Annotated in this window: 23 protein-coding genes and 1 tRNA gene; 11 read left to right on the top strand and 13 right to left on the bottom strand. The window is 70.2% G+C overall.

Going from position 1 to position 21727, the window contains the following annotated elements:
• From MK177_07180 to MK177_07190, 3 genes are all read right to left on the bottom strand, one after another.
• Positions 1-1156, bottom strand: a 1156-nt coding sequence (locus MK177_07180; GenBank protein MCH2427101.1) for a biotin/lipoyl-binding protein, incomplete at its 3' end; no start/stop codon positions are given.
• Between the two features lie 55 nt (positions 1157-1211).
• The gene (locus MK177_07185; GenBank protein ID MCH2427102.1) at positions 1212-1973 is read right to left on the bottom strand and encodes a hypothetical protein; all 762 of its coding nucleotides are present in this window, start codon (positions 1971-1973) and stop codon (positions 1212-1214) included.
• A complete protein-coding gene (locus MK177_07190; GenBank protein ID MCH2427103.1) occupies positions 1973-2839 on the bottom strand; it encodes a hypothetical protein in 867 nt (288 codons plus the stop codon). Before MK177_07190 ends, MK177_07185 begins: the two co-directional genes overlap by 1 nt.
• 115 nt (positions 2840-2954) lie before the next feature.
• On the opposite strand from MK177_07190, the gene MK177_07195 reads away from it, so the two are divergent.
• Entirely contained in the window at positions 2955-4187 is a 1233-nt protein-coding gene (locus MK177_07195; protein MCH2427104.1) for a hypothetical protein, read from the top strand.
• 73 nt (positions 4188-4260) lie between these two features.
• Here the strand turns inward: MK177_07195 and MK177_07200 are convergent.
• The 6 genes from MK177_07200 to MK177_07225 all read right to left on the bottom strand — a co-directional run bounded on the left by MK177_07200 (position 4261) and on the right by MK177_07225 (position 8301).
• A tRNA-Ala gene (locus MK177_07200) sits at positions 4261-4334 on the bottom strand.
• Between the two features lie 61 nt (positions 4335-4395).
• On the bottom strand, positions 4396-4866 hold the full coding sequence (locus MK177_07205; GenBank protein ID MCH2427105.1) for a hypothetical protein: 471 nt from the start codon (positions 4864-4866) through the stop codon (positions 4396-4398).
• A 120-nt stretch (positions 4867-4986) separates the two neighbouring features.
• Complete coding sequence (gene moaC, locus MK177_07210; GenBank protein MCH2427106.1) at positions 4987-5418, bottom strand: cyclic pyranopterin monophosphate synthase MoaC; 432 nt, start codon at positions 5416-5418, stop codon at positions 4987-4989.
• Positions 5419-5471: 53 nt separating this feature from the next.
• Entirely contained in the window at positions 5472-6455 is a 984-nt protein-coding gene (gene moaA / locus MK177_07215; GenBank protein MCH2427107.1) for a GTP 3',8-cyclase MoaA, read from the bottom strand.
• Positions 6456-6512: 57 nt separating this feature from the next.
• Positions 6513-7712 carry a molybdopterin molybdotransferase MoeA gene (locus MK177_07220; GenBank protein MCH2427108.1) on the bottom strand — a complete coding sequence of 400 codons (1200 nt, stop codon included), beginning with the start codon at positions 7710-7712 and terminating at the stop codon, positions 6513-6515.
• 13 nt (positions 7713-7725) lie between these two features.
• The gene (locus MK177_07225; protein MCH2427109.1) at positions 7726-8301 is read right to left on the bottom strand and encodes a glycerol-3-phosphate acyltransferase; all 576 of its coding nucleotides are present in this window, start codon (positions 8299-8301) and stop codon (positions 7726-7728) included.
• A 107-nt stretch (positions 8302-8408) separates the two neighbouring features.
• Between MK177_07225 and MK177_07230 the strand changes: the two genes are divergently transcribed.
• The 3 genes from MK177_07230 to MK177_07240 all read left to right on the top strand — a co-directional run bounded on the left by MK177_07230 (position 8409) and on the right by MK177_07240 (position 9348).
• A complete protein-coding gene (locus MK177_07230; protein MCH2427110.1) occupies positions 8409-8846 on the top strand; it encodes a zinc ribbon domain-containing protein in 438 nt (145 codons plus the stop codon).
• Positions 8847-8938: 92 nt separating this feature from the next.
• Complete coding sequence (locus tag MK177_07235; protein MCH2427111.1) at positions 8939-9157, top strand: hypothetical protein; 219 nt, start codon at positions 8939-8941, stop codon at positions 9155-9157.
• On the top strand, positions 9121-9348 hold the full coding sequence (locus tag MK177_07240) for a hypothetical protein (protein ID MCH2427112.1): 228 nt from the start codon (positions 9121-9123) through the stop codon (positions 9346-9348). The genes MK177_07235 and MK177_07240 overlap by 37 nt, the downstream gene beginning before the upstream one ends.
• Before the next feature lie 34 nt (positions 9349-9382).
• On the opposite strand, the gene MK177_07245 is transcribed toward MK177_07240, so the two are convergent.
• From MK177_07245 to MK177_07255, 3 genes are read right to left on the bottom strand one after another with little or no spacing between them, the layout of a single operon-like run.
• The gene (locus tag MK177_07245) at positions 9383-10195 is read right to left on the bottom strand and encodes an undecaprenyl-diphosphate phosphatase (protein MCH2427113.1); all 813 of its coding nucleotides are present in this window, start codon (positions 10193-10195) and stop codon (positions 9383-9385) included.
• Between the two features lie 19 nt (positions 10196-10214).
• Positions 10215-11555, bottom strand: a complete 1341-nt coding sequence (locus tag MK177_07250) for a TldD/PmbA family protein (protein ID MCH2427114.1) — start codon at positions 11553-11555, stop codon at positions 10215-10217.
• Position 11556: 1 nt separating this feature from the next.
• Positions 11557-13038: a TldD/PmbA family protein gene (locus tag MK177_07255; GenBank protein ID MCH2427115.1), complete on the bottom strand. Its 1482-nt coding sequence runs from the start codon at positions 13036-13038 to the stop codon at positions 11557-11559.
• Positions 13039-13072: 34 nt separating this feature from the next.
• Between MK177_07255 and MK177_07260 the strand changes: the two genes are divergently transcribed.
• The 3 genes from MK177_07260 to dxs all read left to right on the top strand — a co-directional run bounded on the left by MK177_07260 (position 13073) and on the right by dxs (position 16258).
• Positions 13073-13453 (top strand): thioesterase, encoded by a 381-nt coding sequence (locus MK177_07260; protein ID MCH2427116.1) that lies wholly within the window; start codon positions 13073-13075, stop codon positions 13451-13453.
• Between the two features lie 35 nt (positions 13454-13488).
• On the top strand, positions 13489-14313 hold the full coding sequence (locus MK177_07265; GenBank protein MCH2427117.1) for a phosphatase PAP2 family protein: 825 nt from the start codon (positions 13489-13491) through the stop codon (positions 14311-14313).
• Positions 14314-14428: 115 nt separating this feature from the next.
• A complete protein-coding gene (gene dxs / locus MK177_07270; GenBank protein MCH2427118.1) occupies positions 14429-16258 on the top strand; it encodes a 1-deoxy-D-xylulose-5-phosphate synthase in 1830 nt (609 codons plus the stop codon).
• 28 nt (positions 16259-16286) lie between these two features.
• Here dxs and MK177_07275 read toward each other — a convergent pair whose 3' ends face one another.
• Positions 16287-16931, bottom strand: a complete 645-nt coding sequence (locus MK177_07275; protein MCH2427119.1) for a NifU family protein — start codon at positions 16929-16931, stop codon at positions 16287-16289.
• Positions 16932-17003: 72 nt separating this feature from the next.
• Here MK177_07275 and MK177_07280 point away from each other — a divergent pair, with 72 nt between their 5' ends.
• From MK177_07280 to MK177_07295, 4 genes are all read left to right on the top strand, one after another.
• The gene (locus MK177_07280; GenBank protein MCH2427120.1) at positions 17004-17720 is read left to right on the top strand and encodes a crotonase/enoyl-CoA hydratase family protein; all 717 of its coding nucleotides are present in this window, start codon (positions 17004-17006) and stop codon (positions 17718-17720) included.
• A 41-nt stretch (positions 17721-17761) separates the two neighbouring features.
• Complete coding sequence (gene hemH / locus MK177_07285; protein ID MCH2427121.1) at positions 17762-18787, top strand: ferrochelatase; 1026 nt, start codon at positions 17762-17764, stop codon at positions 18785-18787.
• Positions 18788-18842: 55 nt separating this feature from the next.
• Positions 18843-19157, top strand: coding sequence for a hypothetical protein (locus tag MK177_07290; GenBank protein ID MCH2427122.1), 315 nt, complete (start codon positions 18843-18845; stop codon positions 19155-19157).
• Positions 19158-19308: 151 nt separating this feature from the next.
• Entirely contained in the window at positions 19309-21726 is a 2418-nt protein-coding gene (locus MK177_07295) for a DNA topoisomerase 4 subunit A (GenBank protein ID MCH2427123.1), read from the top strand.
• Position 21727 lies beyond the last annotated feature (1 nt).

Raw genomic sequence — 21727 nt, forward strand, 5'->3', positions numbered from 1 at the left:
CCTCGGTGACAATCCCGAGGCTGACGAGACGCTCCTCGACCGTGGTCACCAGGTCGTCCTCAGTAGAAAGGCTGGCTACGTCGTGGGCCTTATCTTCTATGTCGTCGACCAGGTCGTCGACCCGCATCAGAAGGTCGTCTATCTCCTTACGAGCGTCGTAGACGGCGAGCGTCTGAGATGCCACGCCGGCTAGCAATTCGAACCCGCCGCTGATCGCCACCTTCATGTCCTCATAGGGCTCGCGGTCGTCGTCCAGCAGCGTCACGACCTCGACCGTCACCGACAGCCGGCCCGCCGGCAGCACGATCGTGTCGTCGAGGCCCACATAGTCATCGTCGACGGTGACGTCGCCGGAGACGGTGATCGGAATCTCCAGGTCGGCGGTCGGGGCCACGTCGGCGGTAACCGTCACGAAGACCGGGCTTCCCTCTTCGACGACTACGGCTCCGGTGCTGAGCGAGACGGTCGGCACGGGGGCTTCGGCAGCCGACACGGCATCCACCACCAGGGCCGCCTCGGCGATGACCTCGGCGACCTGGCCGCCCTGGAGCCCGACGGTGGAGCGAACCGCCGGACCGATACGCACCGACACCGCGTTGACCGGACCCACCGTATAGCCGGCGGGGTTGCCCTGGAGTGAGACGGTCACCACCTCGTTGACCTCGGCGGTGGTTCCGCCGTAGCCGTGGTCGGCCTGCCAGGCCGACAGGCCCGACCTGGTCTCCTCGGTGTAGAGCCCGTCCACGTCTCCCACGTCGTAGCCGGCCCCGTCCAGGACCGCCTCGAGCTGGAGAACGTCGGGCCCGTCCGAGCCGACGTCCAGCTGCCGGTAGAAGGCGAAGTCGCCGGCGACCGCCACGGCCTGCCGACCGTCGACGGTGAACAGTGCGTCGCCCTCGGCCACCACCTCGCCGGCCTCGACCCTGATGCCGCTGATCCGGCCGTCGGTCGACGAGTTGATGGACTGCAGTTCATCGCGGCGCAGTTCGCCTCGGATGGTGATCTCATCGGTGAGGGTTCGGATGGTCACCGTCTCGGCGATGGCACGGTCCACACCCGGATTGGCAGATTCGACCTCCCTGTCCCACGGCCGCACGGTGAGGAGCCCGGCGGCTACCCCTCCGAGGAGGATCAGGATGGTCAGGATCTTCTTCATGGGTGGGATCTCCGGATCGGGAAAGAGAAGGCCGCAGCGGCCATGGGACCTGCGGTCATTGGTCGGCGGCCAGGTTCAGCTCGCTGATGCAGGAGCGGATGTCGCCGATGTCCAGGTCGCCGTCCGGCCCGCGGAAGTCCTCGCCGGGACCCAACGAACCGTCGGCATCGGGCATCGGGTCGCTGACCGTCCATCCCTTCCGGCGGAGGCACTCCGCGAGGGCTATGAACTGCTCGTTGTCCTCCCTGATCTTCTCGGGGCTGCGTCCCACACGCGACTTCTGGAACTCCTGCATGGCGGTGACGATCCCGGAGCGTCCTGCGCAGAGGGTCAACGCCTCGATGTAGGCGGGCTGGTTCACCGGATCGCCGGCCCCGAGGTCCGCATTCGGTGCACCGATGAACTCGACGCCTTCGTCGGCAAGGCAACCGTTGAACTCCTCCAGGGCATCCATCATCTGGATTCCCGGAGGAACCTTCTCCTCGGCCAACGGGATGGTCTCCTTGACAGGCTCAGCTGTCGTGGTCGTGGACGTGGACGAGGACACGGCCACGTCGTCGGTGTCGACGCTGGTCTCCGACGCCGTCTGGACGCTGGTCTCCGACGCCGTCGTCCCATCCGAGGCAACTGCGATGGTCGTGGGAGCAGCCGATGTCGTCGACGTCGTGGAGGTCGTCGACGTCGTGCTGACCACGATCTCGGTCGGCGCGTCCTCGGCGAGCAGCGTCACCTTCTGCGTCGTCTCCGACTGTGCGCCACCACAGGCCGTGACCACCACCAGCATCCCGACCAGCGTCGCCCGCAGGATTCCCGTCATCATTCCTCCCCTGCCCGTTCCAGCCCGATCTCGCTGATGCAGTCCCGGATCTCATCGCTGTCTATGTCGCCGTCGGCGCTCGAGAACTGGTCGCCCGGGCTGAGCAGCCCATTCTCGTCGGGGCGGAGCTCGCCGATCTCCCATCCCCTGGTGCGCAGGCAGTCGGCTAGTTCTATGAAGTCCTCGTTCGCCTGCCTTATCTCGTCGGGCGCCATGTCCGAACGGGATGTCTGGAAGTCCTGATAGGCATTGGCTATACCGGTCCGGCTGTTGCAGAACTGGAGGGCCTCAAGGTAGCCGGGTTGGTTCACAGGGTCGTTCGCCCCGAGGTCGGCATTGGGGAAGCCGATCCACTGGTAGCCCTCGGCCGCCAGGCAGGTGTTGAAGTCGTCGAGTGCCCCCATGAGCTTCAGGCCCGGGTTGATGTCCTCCTCGGCCAACGGGATGGTCTCCTTCACCGGAGCGACGGTCGACGTGCTGGTCGTCGACGTCGTCGTCGGCACGTCGTCCGACACCGGTTCGGGGGAGGCCACCTCGTCAGAGGCCTCTCCGGCCTGAGCGACGCTCGAAGCTGGGACCGTGGTCTCGGACGCCGTCGCCTCCTCGGAGGACGCGCCGGCCGACGAGGCGACGGACTCGGGAGCTGAGGGCTCGGGGGCAACGGCCTCGGGAGCTGAGGGCTCGGGAGCGACGGAGGTCGAGGTGGTGGTCGGGGCCTCGCCGAACCCTGCCGGCACCACGATCTGGGTGGCCTGGTCGGCCGACAGGACCACCACCGTCCTGACGCCCTCCGCGCTCGTGCCGCCCGCGGTGCAGGCAGGTAGGAGCGCGACGAGGCCACAGGCCACTAGGAACAGACGATGCATCGTCGGCAACGATAACGGTGGCTCCGTGTGGGGTAGGTGTTGGGACAGTTAGCACCCTGTGAGCCGGCGACCGCCGACCATGGCCCGTCCGGTTCCCGGCTCCTAACCTTGGCCCGTGGCCGACTTCTTCCAGAACGGCGTCATCGCCACGCTCCATGACCTCGGACGGCGATCCACCGAGGACCTGGAGCGCGAGCTGAAGGCGTGGAGCGGTGAGACGCCGATGTCGCTGATCATTCCCTGCCTGGTGGCCGATCTGGACGCACCGTCCCTGGAGCGGATAGTCAGACAACTGGCCGCCGTCCCCTACCTTGACGAGGTCGTGGTGGGCCTGGACCGGGCCGATGCCGATGGCTTCGCCCGGGCCCGCGGCATCTTCTCGCGACTCCCCCAGCACCACCGGATCCTCTGGAACGACGGACCCCGCCTGCGGGCCATCCGGGATGAGCTGGACGCCCACGACCTCACCACCGGCCTCCCCGGCAAGGGTCGCAACGTCTGGTTCTGCCTCGGCTACTTCCTGGCCGCGGGCAGGGGCCGGATCGTCGCACTGCACGACGCCGACATCCGCGACTACGACCGGTCGCTGCCGGCCCGCCTGCTCTATCCGGTGGCCCACCCGTCCACACGCTTCGGCTTCGCCAAGGGCTACTACCACCGGGCCTCACGTGGGGCCGTGGACGGCGACCGCCTGTACGGGCGGGTGACGCGGCTGTTCGTGACGCCCCTCATCCGGGCCATGGCGGTCACGTTCGGTGAACGCGGCTACCTCGACTACCTCGACAGCTTCCGCTACCCGCTGGCCGGCGAGTGCGCCATGACGCTCGACGTGGCCGAGACCCTGCGGGTGCCATCGGACTGGGGCTTCGAGATCGGCGTGCTGGCCGAGGTCTACCGGCACCTCCCCACGACCCGGGTCTGCCAGGTCGACGTTGCCGACACCTACGACCACAAGCACCGTGACCTCTCGGCCGACGATCCCGACAGCGGTCTCCATCGGATGAGCGCGGACATCGCCAGGGCGATCTACCGCAGGTTGGCGATCTCCGGCGTTGTCCTCTCGGCTGAGGGATTCCGGTCGCTCGAGGCGGCCTACGACCGAACGGCGCTCGACCTGATCGACCGCTACGAGGCTGACGCCGCGTTCAACGGCCTGAACTACGACCGACACGGCGAGGAGGTGACCATCCAGGTCTTCGCCCGGGCCATCGTCCGGGCTGGCGCCGAGTTCCTGGAGGATCCGTTGGAGTCCACGTTCATCCCCAGCTGGTCACGGGTCCGGTCCGAGCTCCCCGACCTGGCGGAGCGCCTGGTGGCCGCCGTGGAGGCCGACGCGACCTCCCAGTAACGACGCGCCCCACGCCCCGGCCGTGGGGAGCAGGTGGTTCGGGCCGTAGGAACCACCAGGGCCGGTGCTGCGGTGGAGGTGATGAGAATCGAACTCACGACCTCTACGTTGCGAACGTAGCGCTCTAGCCAACTGAGCTACACCCCCGCGATCGCCGACGAGCGTAGCGGGATGCTCCGGCGCCGGAACCCCGGTCAGGCGTTGTCGATCAGTTGGCCCGACGGCTCAGCACCGCCTCGTCGCTCATGGCCACGGAAGCGCCCAGGCCGCCAAGCAGCGAACCGCTGGACCGGAACGGAATGACCATGGCCTCACGCTCGACCTCGAGCTGGTGGCGCTGGGTGACGAGCACCGCATAGCAGACGAGCACCAGGTCGACGAGGAAGTGGGCCATCCACACCGCTCCGCCAACGGCGACGCCGGAGAGGAAGGTGAAGGTTGCCATGCCGCCGAGGGCGATAAGCAGGTCACGGCGGCGGCGGCGGGCCGATCGGACGTCGGCGGGCACCGCTGTGGCGGCGGCCCGGATCGAGCGGAGGTGGCTGGCGTCGAACCGGCCGGCACCGCGTCCGACGGCCACGAGGGCGAGAACCGGACGCCCGAGGGCGCTGCGATGGCGAATGATCGGCGGCAGCAGCACCGCCATCCACAGAACTCCGAGCCCCAGGAGGATCAGCAACGGTTCTTACCTCTCCACAGACCGTGACGCACGACGGCACCGTAGTTCCGGATCGTTGCAAAATGGTGGACTTCCTCGCGCTCTGGGCGCGAACACTCGCGCGCAGTGCGCGATCCGAGTTCAGTCGCCTCTACGCCAGTTGCCGGACCGGCCGCCCGACTTCTCGAGGAGACCCAGCGACTCCACCTGCATCGACCGGTCGCTGGCCTTGCACATGTCGTAGACGGTCAGGGCCGCCACCGCACAGGCGGTAAGGGCCTCCATCTCCACCCCGGTCCGATCCACCGTCTCGGCTGTGGCCTCGATGTCCAGCCAGGACGGGCCGGGGACGAGGTCCACCTGCACGGAGCTGAGCATCAGGGGGTGGCAGAGCGGGATCAGCTCCGAGGTCCGCTTGGCCGCCTGGATGCCGGCCACGCGGGCGACGGCCAGGACATCGCCCTTGGCCACCGTCCCGGCGGCCAACGCTTCGGCCGTGGCAGCCTGCATGGCCACACGGGCCCGGGCCACGGCCCGACGCCGGGTCACCGCCTTGTCACCCACGTCGACCATGCGGGCCCGACCCTCGGCGTCGAGGTGGGTGAAGCCCTCTCCCGCCACGGGGGTCAGCCGCCGATCTGGGACATCGACCGGTTCGGTCGGACGAAGTCGACCGAGGCGATCCCGTGGCCCGCCCACTTGGCGGCCACCGCCCCCTGCAGCAGGTCTCCGACCTCGTCGTCGGACGCTCCCGAGCGCAACAGCGACCGGAGGTCGAACTCCTCCACGGCGAACAGGCAGTTCCGGAACTGGCCGTCGGCGGTGAGGCGGATCCGGTCACACGAATCGCAGAAGCTGCGGGTCACGCTGGCCACCACGCCGATCCCGCCGGCGCCGTCCACGTACCTGTAGCGCGTCGCCGGAGCCGAGGTCCGGTCCACCGGCTCCAGCGGGAAGACCTCACCTATCCGGGCCACGATCTCGTCCTGGCCCACCACCGCACCCTCGGACCAGGAGCGGTCGGCGTCCAACGGCATGAACTCGATGAACCGGACCTCCACGCCCCGCTCGCGGCCGAAGCGTGCCAGGTCGACCAGCTCGTCGTCGTTGACCCCCCGCATCACGACCACGTTTACCTTGACCGGGTACAGGCCCGCCTCGATCGCCGCATCGATCCCGTCCAGCACCCGGGGCAGCTCGTTGCGGAGCGTGAGTTCCTCGAACCGGTCGGCACGCAGCGAGTCCAGCGAGACGTTGATCCTCTTCAGCCCCGCCGCCGCCAGCTTGCCGGCCACCAGCCGGAGCGTCATCCCGTTGGTGGTCAGCGACAGGTCGACCGGCAGGTCGGCCAGCATCCCCACGAGGGTCGGCAGGTTGGCCCGCACAGTCGGCTCGCCACCGGTCAGGCGGATGCTGTCCACGCCGTGGCGTTCCACCATCAGCCGTGCAACCCGTTCGATCTCCTCGAAGGTGAGGAGGTCCTCCCTGGGGAGCCACTCGAGCCCATCGGCCGGCATGCAGTAGGTACAGCGGAAGTTGCACCGGTCGGTGACCGAGATGCGCAGGTCGCGGTGGACCCGCCCGAAGGTGTCGATCAGCTGTCGGACCACGACGCCAAGCGTAGGGCACCGAACAGCCGACCGGCAGGGTCGACCGTCTCGGCAAGGTCAGCCCAGCAGGATGACCTCGACCTCGTCGCCGTCGCTCATCCCGTCACCGTCGGGCAGGATCGCCAGCCCGGTCGCCGTGGCCATGGCGGCCAGCTGGTGCGACCCCTGACCTCCAGCCGACCACGCCAGGTACCGCCCGTCCCGGTACTCCACGACGACCCGTCCGAAGTGGACCTTGCCGTCAGCACGACGGCGGAGCTCACCTACCACCACGGCCTCCACCCTGGACCGGTCGAGGCCCCGGTGTCCCGACATGGCACGCAGTGCGGGGCGGGCGAACAGCTCGAAGGACACCATGGAGGAGACAGGATTGCCCGGCAGCCCGAACACCGGCACGCCGTCGACCAACCCGAATGCCAACGGTTTGGCCGGCCTGATGGCGACCTGCATCCAGCGCATCTCGCCGATCCGATCCAGCACCACCTTCACGTAGTCGAAGTCCCCCATGGAGACTCCACCGGAGGTCAGCACCGCATCACAACCGGCCACGCCGCCCAGGAGCGCTCCGGCGATCGCCGCCTCGTCGTCGGCCACCCGACCGAGGTCGACCGGCACCACGCCCATCTCGTCCAGGAGGCCCAGCAACGCCGGACGGTTGGCGTCCCTGATCTGGCCTGCCATCAGAGGCACCGAACCATCCACCAACTCGTCACCGGTGGACAGCACCCCGACCCGCAACCGCCGGAACACAACCACCCGCTCCACACCGATGCTGGCCAGCACGCCCAGGTGACCCGGGCCGAGGGTGGTGCCGGCCCCGACGACCTCGTCGCCCGGTCGCAGGTCATCCCCTGCAGAACGGACGTGGTTGCCCACCGGAACCTCCACGGCGACGGTCACCACGGACCCGTCGTCGGACACGCTTGTCCGCTCGACCTCGACCACCGCATCGGCGCCGGGTGGCATCGGGGCCCCGGTCATGATGCGGATCGCCTCACCGACACCCACCTCGACGTCCGGTGCGACCCCGGCGGGCAGCGTTCCGACGATGCCCAGGTCGACCGGAGGGACCGCTGTGTCGGCGGCCCGTACGGCGAAACCGTCCATGGCCGTGTTGGCGAACGGTGGCACGGCCTCGGTCGCCACCACGGGTGCCGCCGTGACAAGCCCCCGGGCCTCTGCCAGGGGAACCTCGGAGACCACCGGCCCGGGGCATCGGTCCAGCACGTGGGCCCGGGCTTCGGCGAGGGAGATCACCGAACGAGGATACTCATCGCTTCCACGAGCCTTCATCGCCGGCTATCAACCGCTGGATGTTGGCAAGGTGGCGTAACAGCACGAGGGCGCTGATGCCGGCAGCCACCAGCGACTCCCCGACACCATTGCCGGTGGCGGCAACGGCGGTAGGGAGGGCCACGGCGATGGCGATGGATCCCATCGAGGCCTTGCCGGACACGCGGGCCACAAGGGCGAAGAGGACGATCGACCCCACGGCCAGCACCGGGAACAGGACGATCGAGCCTCCACCGCCGGTGGCCACGCCCTTGCCTCCCCGGAACCGGCGGGTGACCGGCAGGACGTGGCCCACCGTCGCCGCCACCCAGCAGGCCAGGGCCAACGGACGACCGGCGACCGCCATGCCGAGGGCGACCGCCGCGATGCCCTTGCCCACGTCGGCGGCGAAGACGACCAGCCCCGCCCGGCGGCCGGCGGTCCGGAAGACGTTGGTGGCGCCCGGATTCCCCGATCCAGCCGACGTCGGATCCACGCCGGACCGACCGGCCACCAACTGGGCCGATGGCAGGGTCCCGAGCAGGTAGGCGACGGCCACCAGGAGGTAGTTCACCGGACCAGCATCACCGACGGCGGGTCACCCGGGGCGGACCGCCGGTAGGATGCGCCGTCGACCAGCCATGGGGCGACCGCTCCACGACACCCGGCGACACAACCACCATGCCTACTTACCAGTACCGCTGCCAGTCCTGCAAGGACGAGTTCGAGGTCCGTCAGTCGTTCGCCGACGAGGCCCTCACCGCCTGCCCGGACACCGACTGCGGTGGAAGCGTGAACAAGGTGTTCAGCGGCGTCGGGATCTCCTTCAAGGGCGACGGCTTCTACAAGAACGACCACGGTTCGGTGGCCAGGGGGCGAAAGGCCGACGCCGGTTCGACGAAGAAGTCCGAATCGGGCTCCGCCGACACGAGTTCGTCCAACGGCTCCGGGTCCGACCCGTCGGGCGGTTCCAGCGACTCGAGCAGTTCCAGCAGTTCCAAGGATTCCGGCGGTTCCAGCAGTTCCAAGGATTCCGGCGGTTCCAGCAGTTCCAAGGATTCCGGCGGTTCCAGCAGCACGAACGGCTCCGGGGACAAGGCCACCGCCTCGGCCAGCTGAGCCGGGCCACCCCGGGGTCGTCGACCCGCTTCCCCCATCTCCCCCGCAACGCCCTTCTCCAGTCCTCCGTCCGAGGACGTCCGGGAGGACACGTGTCCTACCTGTTGGCCCGGCTCCGCCTCTGGGCCGCCCACCACCGTGTCATCTGGTGGACCTGTGCCGCCGCCCTCGCCGGGCTCACCGGCGTCACCGTGCGGGCGGCCACGAACGCCGAACCATGTATGGCCGCCCCGGAGACCAGCCCCGCAGACGGCCCACTGGCGACGAGCGGGGCGTGGCGCTGGGGCGCGGCGCCGACCCCCTGCCATTAGAGGTGGGCGACATGCTGGACCTCTGGTCGGTGGACGACCTCACGGCCAGGGGCCACCTGGTGGTGGCGGGTGCCCGGGTGCTGGACCACCACGACCGGACGGTCACCGTGGCCATCCCCGCCGAGCGGGTCGGCGACGTGGCCGCCGCCCTCGGCAGGGGCGACCTGCTGACGGCCCTGGTGCCCGACTAGGCCGGGCCGACGCCGGGTCGCTCCGTCAGCGCACCTACGAGGCCAGGAGCCCTAGCACCCCCAGGCCGACTACCACCCGGTAGACGGCGAAGGGAGCCAACCCCACGCGTGCCACCAGGCGCAGCAGCAGGTGGACGGCCATCCCGCCACTCACGGCGGCGGCAGCCATTCCGACGAGGATCGGACCCCACCACCCGGCGGGAACCGAGAGGTCGACCGCAGCGATCAGCCCCGCGCCGGCGATCACCGGCAGGCTCATCAGGAACACCAGCCGGGCTCCGGCCTCCCGTTCGAGCCGCATCCCCCTGGCCAGGGACAACGTGATGCCCGAACGGGACACCCCGGGCTGAAAGGCCAGCCCCTGGGCGACGCCGAGGGCGACCGCCTCGCCGAACGACAGGTCGTCGAACCCCCGCTCGCCAGGTCGGCGATCGGAGATCCAGAGCACGACGCCGAAGGCGATGAGGCACACCGCGACCAGCCACGTGCGATCGCCGAGGTCGCCGGTCGTCGACACCACTACCAGGCCCAGCAGGCCGGTCGGGACGGCGGTGGTGGCCAGCAGCCAGGCCGTGCGGGCATCGCCCACCAGCGGTCCCCTGGCCGCCAGCCAGCCGATCCCGGCCGATCCGTACCGGACCACGTCGGCCCGCAGGTAGACCACGGCACCCAGCAGGGTCCCCAGGTGGAGTGCAACGTCGAAGGCGTTCTCCAGGGACCCGTCGCCGCCGAAGTGGTCCCAGCCGAACAGCCACGGCACCAGCGCCAGGTGCCCGCTGGAGGAGACCGGCAGGAACTCGGTCAGGCCCTGGACCAGTCCCAGCAGGATGGCGTGGAGGATCGGCACGGCCCGACCGACGGCGTCCCTAGACCCCGGACACCGTGAGCTCGCCGATGACCAGGGTGACCCCGGCCGCCCGCATCGGCAGCCACTGGACGTCGTCTCCAATGGCCGTCACGTTGTGGAGCATCTTCTGGATGGTCGAGGCGATGGTGAACTCGCGGACCGGCTCGGCCAGCTCCCCATCCCGAATCCGCAGGCCCTCGGCGCCCGTGGAGAAGTCCCCGCTCACCGGGTTCACCCCGGAGTGGAGGCCGCTGACCCCCTGGACCAGCAGGCCGTCCCGGATCCCGGAGATCAACTCGGCGGGCGACCGGTCGCCAGCCACGACGGCTACCGCACGGACACCCACGCCCGGGGTGGAGGAGTAGCCACGAACCGCCGAACCGGTCGACGAGGTACCCGCCCGGCGGGCCGTCTCGCTGTTGTGGACGAACCGCTCCAGGCGACCGTCGGCCAGCAGGACGTTGCGGCGCGTGGCCAGGCCCTCTCCGTCGGTCCCTGTCGCCGTGTAGGCCGCAGGATCCGTGGGATCGTCGATCAGCGTGAGAATCGGGGCGGCGACGTCCTCCCCGAGCCGTTCGGCGAACAGCGATCGGCCCTTCTGGACGGCCTCGCCGCTGAGCGTGCCACCCACGATCCCCAGGAACTGGGCGCTGACCCAGGGGTCGAGCACCACGGTCATCCGGCCCGAGGGAGGCTTCACCGCTCCCAGCATCCGGGTGGAACGCTCAGCCGCCTCGGCCGCCGCCGCTGCCACGTCCAGGTCGCCGGGCTGGCGTCCCAGCGAGAAGCCGAAGCCGGTCTGGGTCTCGCCGTCCTGCTCGGCCAGGGCGTAGGCCGCCAGGAAGCACCCGGTCTCGCGGCTGGTGGAGCGGATCCCGGTGGTCGTGGCCACCGCGCTCTCCGAGATCGAGTCGGAGTACTCGGCCGACTCCACCCCGCTGATGCGATGGTCGGCCGACCGGGTCAGGCGCTCCAGGTCCAGGGCCAGCTGCACCTTGGCGTCGGTCGGGTGGTCCAGAACCGACGCCCTGTAGAGGTCCATCTCGGCCGGTGCCACGCCGTCCGGCTCGGCCAGGGCGCAGTGCTCGTCGGGGGTGGCGAAGCCCAGGTTGTCCCGAGCCTCCCGCAGCACCTCGGCCAGGGCATCCGGGTCCAATGTGCCCGCGTATGCGAAGCCCTGGCGCCCGTCGCGGACCACCCGGACCCCGACACCGCGGGACTCGGCGGCTGTCAGCGACTCCACCTCACCCTCGTAGGCCCTCACCTCGGTCTCGCGTTCGTGAACGACCACTGCCTCGACCTGCTCGCCGGACTCGGCCCATCCGACGATCCGCCCGGCGATGTCCAGCAACTCGGACACCTCAGGCCGCCGTTCCGCCGACCGTCAACCTGGCCACCCGGAGCGTCGGGGTCCCGTCCCCGACCGGGACTCCCTGGCCGTCCTTGCCGCAGGTTCCCGGCGAGCCCATGGCGAAGTCGCCGGCGATGGCGTCGATGTCTCTCAGTACCGCCGGACCGTTGCCGATCAGGTTTCCGTCCCGGATCGGGGCGGTGAGACGACCGTCCTCGATCAGGTAGGCCTCGGTCATGCCGAACACGAAGTCGCCGGTGGCCGTGTTCACCTGACCGCCGCCCAGCTGGGCCACGTACACGCCCCGGTCGGTCCCGGCGAGGATCTCCGCCGGGTCGTCGTCACCGGCCTCGAGGTAGGTGTTGGTCATGCGAACCATGGGGAGGTGCCGATAGCTCTGACGGCGACCGTTCCCCGAACTCTCCCGACCCTCCTTCCGGGCACGCAGGCGATCCCACATGTAGTCGGCGAGCACGCCGTCCCGGATCAGGACGTTGCGCTGGGCCGGCCGGCCCTCGTCGTCGATCGCGTAGCGACCCCACTCGCCGGCCATCGTGCCGTCGTCGACGAGGCTGACCATCGGAGCGGCAACCACCTCGCCGCGGCTGCCCGCGAACACGGACGCCGCCTTTGCGATCAAGTCAGCCTCCAAGCCGTGCCCGCACGCCTCGTGAAAGAGCACACCCCCACCACCCGGTCCGACCACCACCGGCATCTCGCCACTGGGTGCCGGCACCGCATCGAGCTTGGTCAGCGCCCTCCCGGCAGCCAGCCGAGCCAGCTCCTCCACGTCGATCCGGTCGAACAGCTCGAAGCCGACGGTGTGGCCCACCGACTCCCGGCCGGTCTGGAGGCCCGAGTCGCCACTGGCCACACACGACACCGAGAAGAGGGTGCGTATCTGTCGATCGCCTGTGAGGAGGCCGTCGCTGTTGGCGACCTGGATGCGCCGCTGGCTGTCGGCGTACCGGGCGGTGACCTGCGTGATGGCGCCGTCGCGTGACCGCGCCGCGTCGTCGGCCCGGGCCAGCAGGGCCACCTTCCGGGCCTTGGGCACGTCGGACGGGAAGACCTCGACCACCGCCGGCCCAGGACCGGTGGCGGCGTCCAGTGCGACGACGCGGATGCCCACTCCCCCGCCACGCGCCGCCGCGGACGCAGCGGTGGCGGCGGCCCGCAGACCGGTCTGCGACACGTCGGCGGTGTGGGCGAACCCGGTGGTCTCCCCCACCACCACCCTGATGCCGGCCCCCCGATCGCGACCGCTGGTCAACTCCTCGATGCGACCGTCGTCGAGCACCGCCGAGGTGGACCGGCGGTCCTCCACGAACACCTCGGCGAACTCGCCCCCCGTAGCCAGGGCCACACCCAACGTGTCCTGGAGGAGTCGGGGGTCGAGCATCGGCTCGGCGCCGCCGGTCCTGTCCGTCACCTGCACCATCGTGCCCTCCAACGCCCCGTCGATCATGTCAGCCCGGTCTCCCGCGGGCACCGGACGGATGCGTAGGGTACCCGTCGTGCCCCCGATGCCCGGGTTGCGCGGCCGGGCCGCGCACACCGTGACCGACGCCGACACGGCCATCGCCCTCCGCTCCGGTGAGGTCCCGACGCTCGGCACCCCGCGCCTGGTGGCCCTCCTCGAGGAGGCAACGGTCGCCGCACTGGCGGGAGAACTAGGCGATGGCGAGACCAGCGTGGGCATGCGGATCCACATAGACCACCTGGCCCCCTCCGGCCCAGGCACCGGCGTGTCCGCCGAGGCGGTCCTGGAGGCGGTCGAAGGCCGACGGTTGACCTTCGCCGCCACGGCAACGGTCGGCGACGCCGTGGTGGCCACGGCCAGCATCGTCCGGGTGGTCGTCTCGACCGAGCGGTTCCTGGGTCGCGTCGGCGGAGAGGCCGACTGATGTCGGCCACGGCGTCGCCCACCGGACGATACGACGTGACCGACCGACCCCCGACGACAGCCGGCCCAGGCCGGCTCGGCCGGTCCGCCGGCGCCGGGACCGGGCTCTACTGGTGGGCCGAGATCATCCTGGTCCTGGCCTTCTACGTCGTCTACTCGGCGGTACGGAACCGCTTCGGTTCGGAGTCGGTCGAGCCAGCCGAGGCGTTTGTCAACGCCGAGCGGGTCATCGACCTGGAGGAGGCGATGGGCCTCTACCTGGAGCCGGGGCTCCAGGCGGCCTTCCTGGACCACCGGTGGTTCATCCAGTTCTGGAACCTCTTCTACGGCACCTTCCACTTCGGCCTCACCGTGTTCGCCCTCATCTGGATCTACCGGCGCCACCCGCACCTCTACGCCCGCCAGCGATCCACCTTCCTGTGCACGACGGGCCTGGCCGTGGTCGGCTTCGGGCTCTTCCCGCTGATGCCCCCCAGGCTGCTCTCGGACTGCGGAGAGTTCGGTGCCTGCCTCGCCGCCCTCTACCCGTTCGTGGACACGGTTTCCGACATCGGCGGCCTGTGGTCGTTCGACTCGGGCACGATGCAACGGGTCAGCAACCAGTACGCGGCGATGCCCAGCCTCCACTTCGCCTGGGCCGCCTGGTGCACGGTGGCGTTGTGGCCGGTCGTGGTGTCACGCACCGGCCGAGTCCTCGTGGTCGCCTACCCCCTGGCCACCCTCTTCGCCGTCGTGGTCACCGGAAACCACTTCTGGATCGACGCGGTGGGGGGCCTCGTGGTGCTGGCCGCGGGCCACGTGCTGTCCGGCCTGCTGGTGGTCAGCTGGAGGCGCTGGCAGACCCCGGCCCGAATGCCCTGAGAGCCGCGGGTGCACCGAAATGCACCCGGCTAGCGTGGACCCCTGGTTCCACCCCGGAACCCGACGTCTCGATCCGGATCCACCGGACCCGTCACCCCGATCGGACTGGGCGCCCATGCGACTCGACTCAATCCGGACTCCCACCGACCTGCGCGACCTCGGACCCGACGAGCTCGGTGCCCTGGCCGCCGAGATCCGCGAGCGAATCGTGGAGACGGTGGGCCGCACCGGCGGCCACCTCGGGTCCAATCTGGGAGCAGTAGAGCTGACGCTGGCCCTCCACAGGGTGTTCGACAGCCCACGGGACGTCATCCTCTGGGACACCGGCCACCAGACCTACGTCCACAAGCTGCTCACCGGCCGGAACGTCGGATTCGACGGCCTCCGCCAGGCCGGCCTGATGTCGGGATACCCGTCGCGCGCGGAATCCGCCCACGACTGGATCGAGAACTCCCACGCCTCGACCGTGCTCGCCTACGCCCATGGCCTGGCCACGGCCCAGGCCACGACCGGCGAGGGACGTCGGGTGGTGGCCGTGATCGGCGACGGCTCCATGACCGGGGGCATGGCATTCGAGGGACTGAACAACCTGGGCCACAGCGGCCTCCGAGTCACCGTCGTGCTGAACGACAACGGCCGCTCCTACGCTCCGACGGTCGGCCGTCTGTCGGACAGCCTCATCAGGATCCGCTCCAACCCGACCTACATGCGCCGCCAGCGTCGGCTGGAGGACCTGGCCGAGAGCCTCCCGTGGGTGGGTGAGCTGGTCGAGCGGAGCATCAGCGCCACCAAGGCCGCCCTGCGTGAGATGTTCGAGCCCACCGCCTTCTTCGAGGCCCTGGGCGTGCACTACCTGGGCCCCTTCGACGGCCACGACATCGCCGAGATCGAGGCAGCCCTCACCAACGCATCCGAGTTCGACGGCCCGGTGGTGGTCCATGTGCTCACCCAGAAGGGCCGCGGCCACGCTCCGGCCGAACAGGACCCGATCAAGCACATGCACGACACCGGGGGTGTGAGGGCGGGGAGCTACACCGCCGCGTTCACCGAGTCGATCCTGAAGGCCGCCGAGTCACGACCCGAGGTCGTGGCGATCACAGCGGCCATGCCGGACTCAACCGGGCTGCTGCCCTTCAGGGACCGGTTCCCGGACCGTTGCTTCGACGTCGGCATAGCCGAGCAGCACGCCGTCACCGCAGCGGCCGGCATGGCCATGGGCGGGCTGCGTCCGGTCGTCGTGCTCTACGCCACGTTCCTGAGCAGGGCCTTCGACCAGGCCAACCTGGATGTGGGCCTCCACGGCCTACCGGTGCTGTTCTGCCTCGACCGGGCAGGCATCACCGGCGACGACGGCCCCTCCCACCACGGCGTGCTGGACATGGTCCTGTTGTCCAAGGTCCCCGGCATGACGATCCTGGCGCCATCCTCCTACCAGGAGCTCCAGCAGATGTTCGAGGACGCCATGTCGATCACCGACGGACCGGTGGCCATCCGCTGGGCGAAGACCCCCGCCCCCCACGTCGGCTGGGACGAGGTCGGTAGGGGCCTCTCGGCCCGCCGGGTGGTCGCTGCCGGGGACCGGACGGTCTGCCTGCTGGGCGCCGGCAAGATGCTGGCTGCCGTCGTCGAGGCCGCCGGAATGCTGGCCGCCGACGGCGTCGACGCCACTGTCTGGGATCCCCGCTGCATCCGCCCGCTGGATCCGGTGATGCTGGAAGACGCCGCCGACCATCGACTCGTGGTCACGGTGGAGGACGGCTTCCGGGAGGGCGGCTTCGGCGCCGCGGTCCTGGACGACCTCTCCAGCCGGTCGCCGGCTACGGAGGTGGCCGTGCTGGGGGTGCCGGTCGCCCACCACGCCCACGGGAAAGTCGACGACCTGCTGGCGTCTTTCGGCCTAGACGGTCGGGGGATCGCCGAGACGGTCAGGAGCCGACTGGGCTGAGTGCTTCAGGCGGGGGTGGACCCCTGCCTCAGGTGAAGAAGGGGTTGTCCCCGGCCGCGTGGTCGGTGGCGTCCACCACCTCGACGATCTCCGGAATGGCCTCGAGGATCGCCCGCTGAATGCCCTCGGTGAGCGTGGCCTGGCTCATGGCACAGCCCTGGCAGCCCCCGCCCATCGTCACGTAGGCGGTGTGGCCGTCCACGCCGACCAGGGTGGCGAAGCCCCCGTGGGAGGCCAGCATCGGGTTCACGTTCTGCTCGAGCAACTGGGCGATCCGCTCGGGCACCTCGCCCTCCAGGACCAGCTCGCCGACGTCACCCAACGGGTTCGGGCGGTTCGGGTTGCGGATGATCAGGCCCCCCTGCGCCGGATTGCTCGGCAGGTCGAGGGTTGCTCCGGCGAGCTTGGTCCGGCTCTCGTCGCCCACCGCCATCTGCAGGTCACCGACCTCCCAGCGGTGGCTGTCGGCAGGCAGCTCGTCCACCGGGGTGAACGCCAGGTCGTACACGTAGTCGACCCCGGAGACGCCGGTCACCTCGATATGGAGGGCCAACTCCGCAGGATCGTCCTCGCCGTCACGGACCTCCAGGACCTTTGCCAGCGCGGCGTCGGTGACGACCATGACCGGCTCGGCCGTGACTTCTCCAGCTTCCAGGGTGGACTGCTCGCTCATGGCCTCAGGATAACCGGAAGGGCCGCTCCGCGCTTCGGCCTTCCCAACATGCGGGGGATAGGTTCTCCGGCCATGAACGACACCGGGCCCACCGCCTCTCCTGTCACCGTCCGTCGGGACGGCGATGTGGCCGTCATCGACCTGGACGACGGCAAGGCCAACGCCCTGGGCCACGTGGCGATCGCCGCCCTGCTCGCCGCCCTGGACGCCGTCGACGCCGACGGAGCCGATGCTGTGGTCCTGGCCGGTCGACCCGGCCGGTTCTCCGCGGGTTTCGACCTCAAGGTGATGCAGTCGGGCCCCGAGGAGGCCCGCAGGATGCTCGCCGCGGGCGTCGACCTCTTCCTGCGGACCTACATGTTCCCCCGTCCCGTGGTGGCGGCCTGCACCGGACACGCCATCGCCGCCGGCGCCATCATCCTCATGTCGACCGACCTGCGCGTCGGCGCCGCCGGCGACTTCAGGATCGGCCTCCCCGAGGTGACCATCGGCATGCCGCTGCCGTTCTTCGCCACCGAGCTGGCCCGGGACCGCATCTCGAAGCGGCACCTCTCACAGGTGTTCCTGGGCCGCATGTACGACCCGGAGGCCGCCACCGACGCCGGCTTCCTGGACCAGGTTGTCGACGCCGACGCCGTGGTCGACGCCGCGGTGGATCGTGCCCGGACGCTTACCGGGGTCAGCCGTGGCGGCCTGAGACGCACCCGTGTCACCTCGCGCGGGGCGGTCGCCGAAGCCATCCGGGCGGGCCTCGACGACGACCTCTCCCACTTCTCCGTCGAGGGCTAACCGGGCCGGAACCGGTGATCGAACGGGCCACGGACACCTCGATGACCGACCCCTACGACGGGATCCTGCTGGTGGCCTTCGGCGGCCCAGAGGGACCTGACGACGTCGGACCGTTCCTGGCCCGGGTGACCGCCGGGCGCTCCATACCTCCCGACCGCCTGACAGAGGTGACTGACCGCTACCTGTCGGTCGGTGGGCGGTCGCCGCTCAACGGGCGGATGCGCTCCCTGCTCTCCAGGCTCCGAGGCGAGCTGGCCTCCCGCGGCATCGACCTCCCGGTCTTCTGGGGAAACCGGAACTCCGCCCCCCTGCTGGCCGACGCCGTGGCCGAAATGGCCGACGCCGGGGTACGGCGGGCCCTGGCGTGGATCGCCTCGCCCTACGCCTCGTACAGCACGTGCCGACAGTACGGAGAAGACCTGGAGGCGGCTCGGGCGGCGGTGGGCCCCGGCGCACCCGCCATCGACCGGATCCGGCGCCACCACGACCACCCCGGCCTGATCGGGCCGGCCGCCGATCGCCTCTCGGAGGCACTGGACCGCCTGCCGGCCGACCGCCGGGATCGGGCCCACCTCCTGTTCAGCGCCCACAGCATCCCGACCCGCATGGCCGCCACATGCGACTACGTAGCCCAGGTCCAGGAGGTGGCGCGGTTGGTGGCCGGGCGGGTCGATCCGGCCGGCCGGCACTCCCACGAGGTGGTGTGGCAGTCGAGGAGCGGAGCACCGCAGGTCCCCTGGCTGGAACCCGACGTCGGCGACCGAATCGAAGCCCTCGCGGCCGACGGCGTGAATGCGGTGGCCGTCTCGCCCGTCGGGTTCCCCGTCGAGAACTTCGAGATCGCCTGGGACCTGGACACCGACGCGGCCCGCCGGGCCGACGGAGTCGGCGTGGCCTTCGCCCGCGCCGCTGCCGTCGACGACGACCCGCGGTTCGCAGGCATGGTGGCGGACCTCGTCGTCGAGCGCCTCGGAGGGCCGACCAGCGGCAGTCGACCGGGCCTGGGCACCCTGGGCACGCCACCCGACACCTGCCCAAAGGACTGCTGCCCGGATCTCCGACGCTGAGGCCAGCCGGGGGGATCCCCGAATGCCAGTGGCCTGACGGGTATTTTCGATGGTGATGAACCACGCGCGGATCGCCACCGAAGCCCTCCGCTTCCGGCTTGGCACGCTGGCCACCAGGGTGGATGGCCCGCAGGGCCTGAACCCCGAGGAGGCCGGGGACATCCTGGTCACGTGCGGCGACCCGGGCGTCGACCAGGCGCTGCGGATGCTCGGCCAGACCTGGCAGCAGGCCGGGCTCGTGCCCGAGGCCATCGACCTCCCATGGTCGGCGGGCGATGCTGCCCGGCTCCGCTCGGTGGGTGGCATGGCACTGCTGGACGCCCTCGACGAGCTCGTCACCGGCGTCTCCCGCTGCCGCTTCCGGGACTGATCCGGCCACCCGGACGCCGGCCGGGACGGTGCCGCGGCGCGGCCGGCGGGCCGCAGTACGGTCCACCCGAGGCCCCGGCGGGCGCTGTCGCACCCGTGCGCCATGCTCGTCGGATGGCGACCGACCTGACCACGAGCGACCACCGAGCCCCATGAGCAAGCAGCAGAAGCTCCTCCCCGAAGACCAGTCATTCGCCCGCGAGGTGATCGAGGTGCCGGTCGCCGAGGAACTCAAGGAGTCCTTCCTCGCCTACTCTCTGTCGGTCATCACCGCCCGTGCGATACCCGACGTGCGCGACGGCCTGAAGCCCGTGCAGAGGCGGATCCTCTACTCGATGCTCCGAATGGGAATCCGGCCCGACACCCCGCACCGCAAGAGCGCCCGGGTGGTCGGCGACACCATGGGTCGCTACCACCCCCACGGCGATGCCGCCATCTACGACGCCCTGGCACGCATGGGCCAGCCCTTCTCCCGGGGCATGACCCTGATCGACCCCCAGGGCAACTTCGGCTCGCTGGACGACCCGCCGGCCGCATCCCGCTACACCGAATGCCGCCTGACCGCTGCCGCCATGGCCATGGTCGGGGAACTCGACGAGGACACGGTCGAGTTCCGACCCACCTACGACGGCGAGGCGACCGAGCCCGGATACCTGCCCGCCCTACTACCCAACCTCCTGCTCAACGGCACCACCGGAATTGCCGTGGGCATGGCGACCAACATGCCCACCCACAACCTGGCCGAGGTCCACGCCGCGATCACGCTCACGATGAACAAGCGACGGCCGAAGCCCACGATCGACGAGATGCTGGCCGTGCTCCCCGGTCCCGACTTCCCCAGCGGCGGCATCGTGGTCGACGACGGCATCCGCGAGGCCTACGAGACCGGCCGCGGGACCATACGCATCCGGGCCCGGGCGCACGTGGAGGACATCGGCCGGGGCCGCCAGGCCATCGTGGTCACCGAACTCCCGTACCTGGTGGGGCCCGAGCGTGTGATCTCGAAGCTCAAGGAGCTGAACGAGGCGGGACGGGTGACGAGCATCGCGGACTTCAAGAACCTCTCGGATCGCCACACAGGACTCCGCCTCCAGGTGACGGTCAAGCCCGGCCACAACCCCCAGGCCGTCCTGGGCGAGCTGTACCGCCTGACGCCGCTGGAGGAGACGTTCGGCATAAACAACGTCGTCCTGGTCGATGGCGAGCCCCGCACACTCGGGATCCACGAGATGTGCCGTCACTACATCGACCACCGCCTCGACGTGGTGGTGCGCCGCACACGCCACCGGCTGGCCAGGGCCGAGGAGCGACTCCACCTGGTGGCCGGCCTCCTCATGGCTCTGGAGGTCATCGACGAGGTGGTGGCCATCATCCGCGGCTCGGAGGACGCGGCGACGGCGCGCGACGGCCTCATGGATCGTTTCGACCTCAGCCGGCTCCAGACCGACCACATCCTCGACATGCCCCTGAAGCGGCTCACCGCACTGGAGACCCGTCGCCTGCTCGACGAGCGGGACGACCTGGAGGCCTCCATCCGCGACTTCACCACGCTCCTCGGCTCCGAGAAGCGGCAAAGGACGCTGGTGCTGGACGAGTTGGCCGAAGCCGTGGAGTCGTTCGGGCGTCCCCGCCGGACCGAGATAGTCCATCCGGACGACCTGCCGGTGTTCGACTCCGTGACAACGACTGAGGACGTCGACGACGAGCCGTGTGTGGTCACCCTGTCGACCTCGGGCCAGATAGCGCGGTCGCCGGTCGACGGCGCGAAGCGTGCCACCCCTGGTCGGCACGACGTGCTGGTCGCCTCGCTGCTCACCCGCACGACGGCCACCGTCACCGCGGTCACCTCCGACGGCCGCGCCCTGCAGGTCGCGGCCGCCGAACTGGCCGACGGCGCCGGACGAGCGCGCGGAGCCGGGGCCGCCCAGGCGTTCGGAACGAACCGCGGCGAGGTCATCCACACCGTGGTAGCCGAGGGCGATGAGCACCTGGTGGTCGTCACGGCCAACGGCGTCGCAAAGCGGCTCACCCAGGACGAGGTCCGGGCCACCAGGAGCGGCAAGCCGCTCCTGAAGCTCCGGCCCGGAGATCGGGTGGTGGCAGCCTTCACCGCCCACGACGGCGTCGACCTCGTCATAGTCGCCTCCGACGGCCAGGCCCTCCGTACGCCGGTCGACGCCGTCAGCGTCCAGGGTCGGGGCGCTGCAGGCGTGGCCGGCATGAAGCTGCGGAGCGGAGTCGTCGTCGTGGGAGCGGCACCTGTCCTCAGCGACGACACCCTGATCACGGTGACCGACACCGGCGGTATCAAGGCCACCCCCCTCTCGGAGTTGGAAGCCAGGGGTCGGGGCGGCATCGGCGTCCGGGTCTCGAAGCTGGCCGACGGGTCGGCCTTGTCATTGGCACACATCGGGCAACCCATGGGCCTGCTCGCCATCATGGGCACCGACGAAGACCCGCGCAGGCCCGACCCGAACCCCGTCCCCCTGATCCTGGAACCCACCAGGCGGGACCTCGTGAGCACCGCCTCGGAACGCCAGATCCTCGCCATCGGCCCAGCCAGGTGGTGAT

The sequence above is a fragment of the Acidimicrobiales bacterium genome, assembly GCA_022452145.1.
Taxonomy (GTDB): Bacteria; Actinomycetota; Acidimicrobiia; order Acidimicrobiales; family MedAcidi-G1; genus UBA9410.

Coding starts and splice junctions, on each gene's coding strand:
- MK177_07295 (MCH2427123.1), top strand. CDS start 19,309: ATGAGCAAGCAGCAGAAGCTCCTCCCCGAAGACCAGTCATTCGCCCGC.
- hemH (MCH2427121.1), top strand. CDS start 17,762: ATGACCGACCCCTACGACGGGATCCTGCTGGTGGCCTTCGGCGGCCCA.
- moaC (MCH2427106.1), bottom strand. CDS start 5,418: ATGGTCGACGTGGGTGACAAGGCGGTGACCCGGCGTCGGGCCGTGGCC.
- MK177_07260 (MCH2427116.1), top strand. CDS start 13,073: ATGCCCGGGTTGCGCGGCCGGGCCGCGCACACCGTGACCGACGCCGAC.
- MK177_07280 (MCH2427120.1), top strand. CDS start 17,004: ATGAACGACACCGGGCCCACCGCCTCTCCTGTCACCGTCCGTCGGGAC.
- MK177_07185 (MCH2427102.1), bottom strand. CDS start 1,973: ATGACGGGAATCCTGCGGGCGACGCTGGTCGGGATGCTGGTGGTGGTC.
- MK177_07275 (MCH2427119.1), bottom strand. CDS start 16,931: ATGAGCGAGCAGTCCACCCTGGAAGCTGGAGAAGTCACGGCCGAGCCG.
- MK177_07230 (MCH2427110.1), top strand. CDS start 8,409: ATGCCTACTTACCAGTACCGCTGCCAGTCCTGCAAGGACGAGTTCGAG.
- MK177_07290 (MCH2427122.1), top strand. CDS start 18,843: ATGAACCACGCGCGGATCGCCACCGAAGCCCTCCGCTTCCGGCTTGGC.
- dxs (MCH2427118.1), top strand. CDS start 14,429: ATGCGACTCGACTCAATCCGGACTCCCACCGACCTGCGCGACCTCGGA.
- MK177_07190 (MCH2427103.1), bottom strand. CDS start 2,839: ATGCATCGTCTGTTCCTAGTGGCCTGTGGCCTCGTCGCGCTCCTACCT.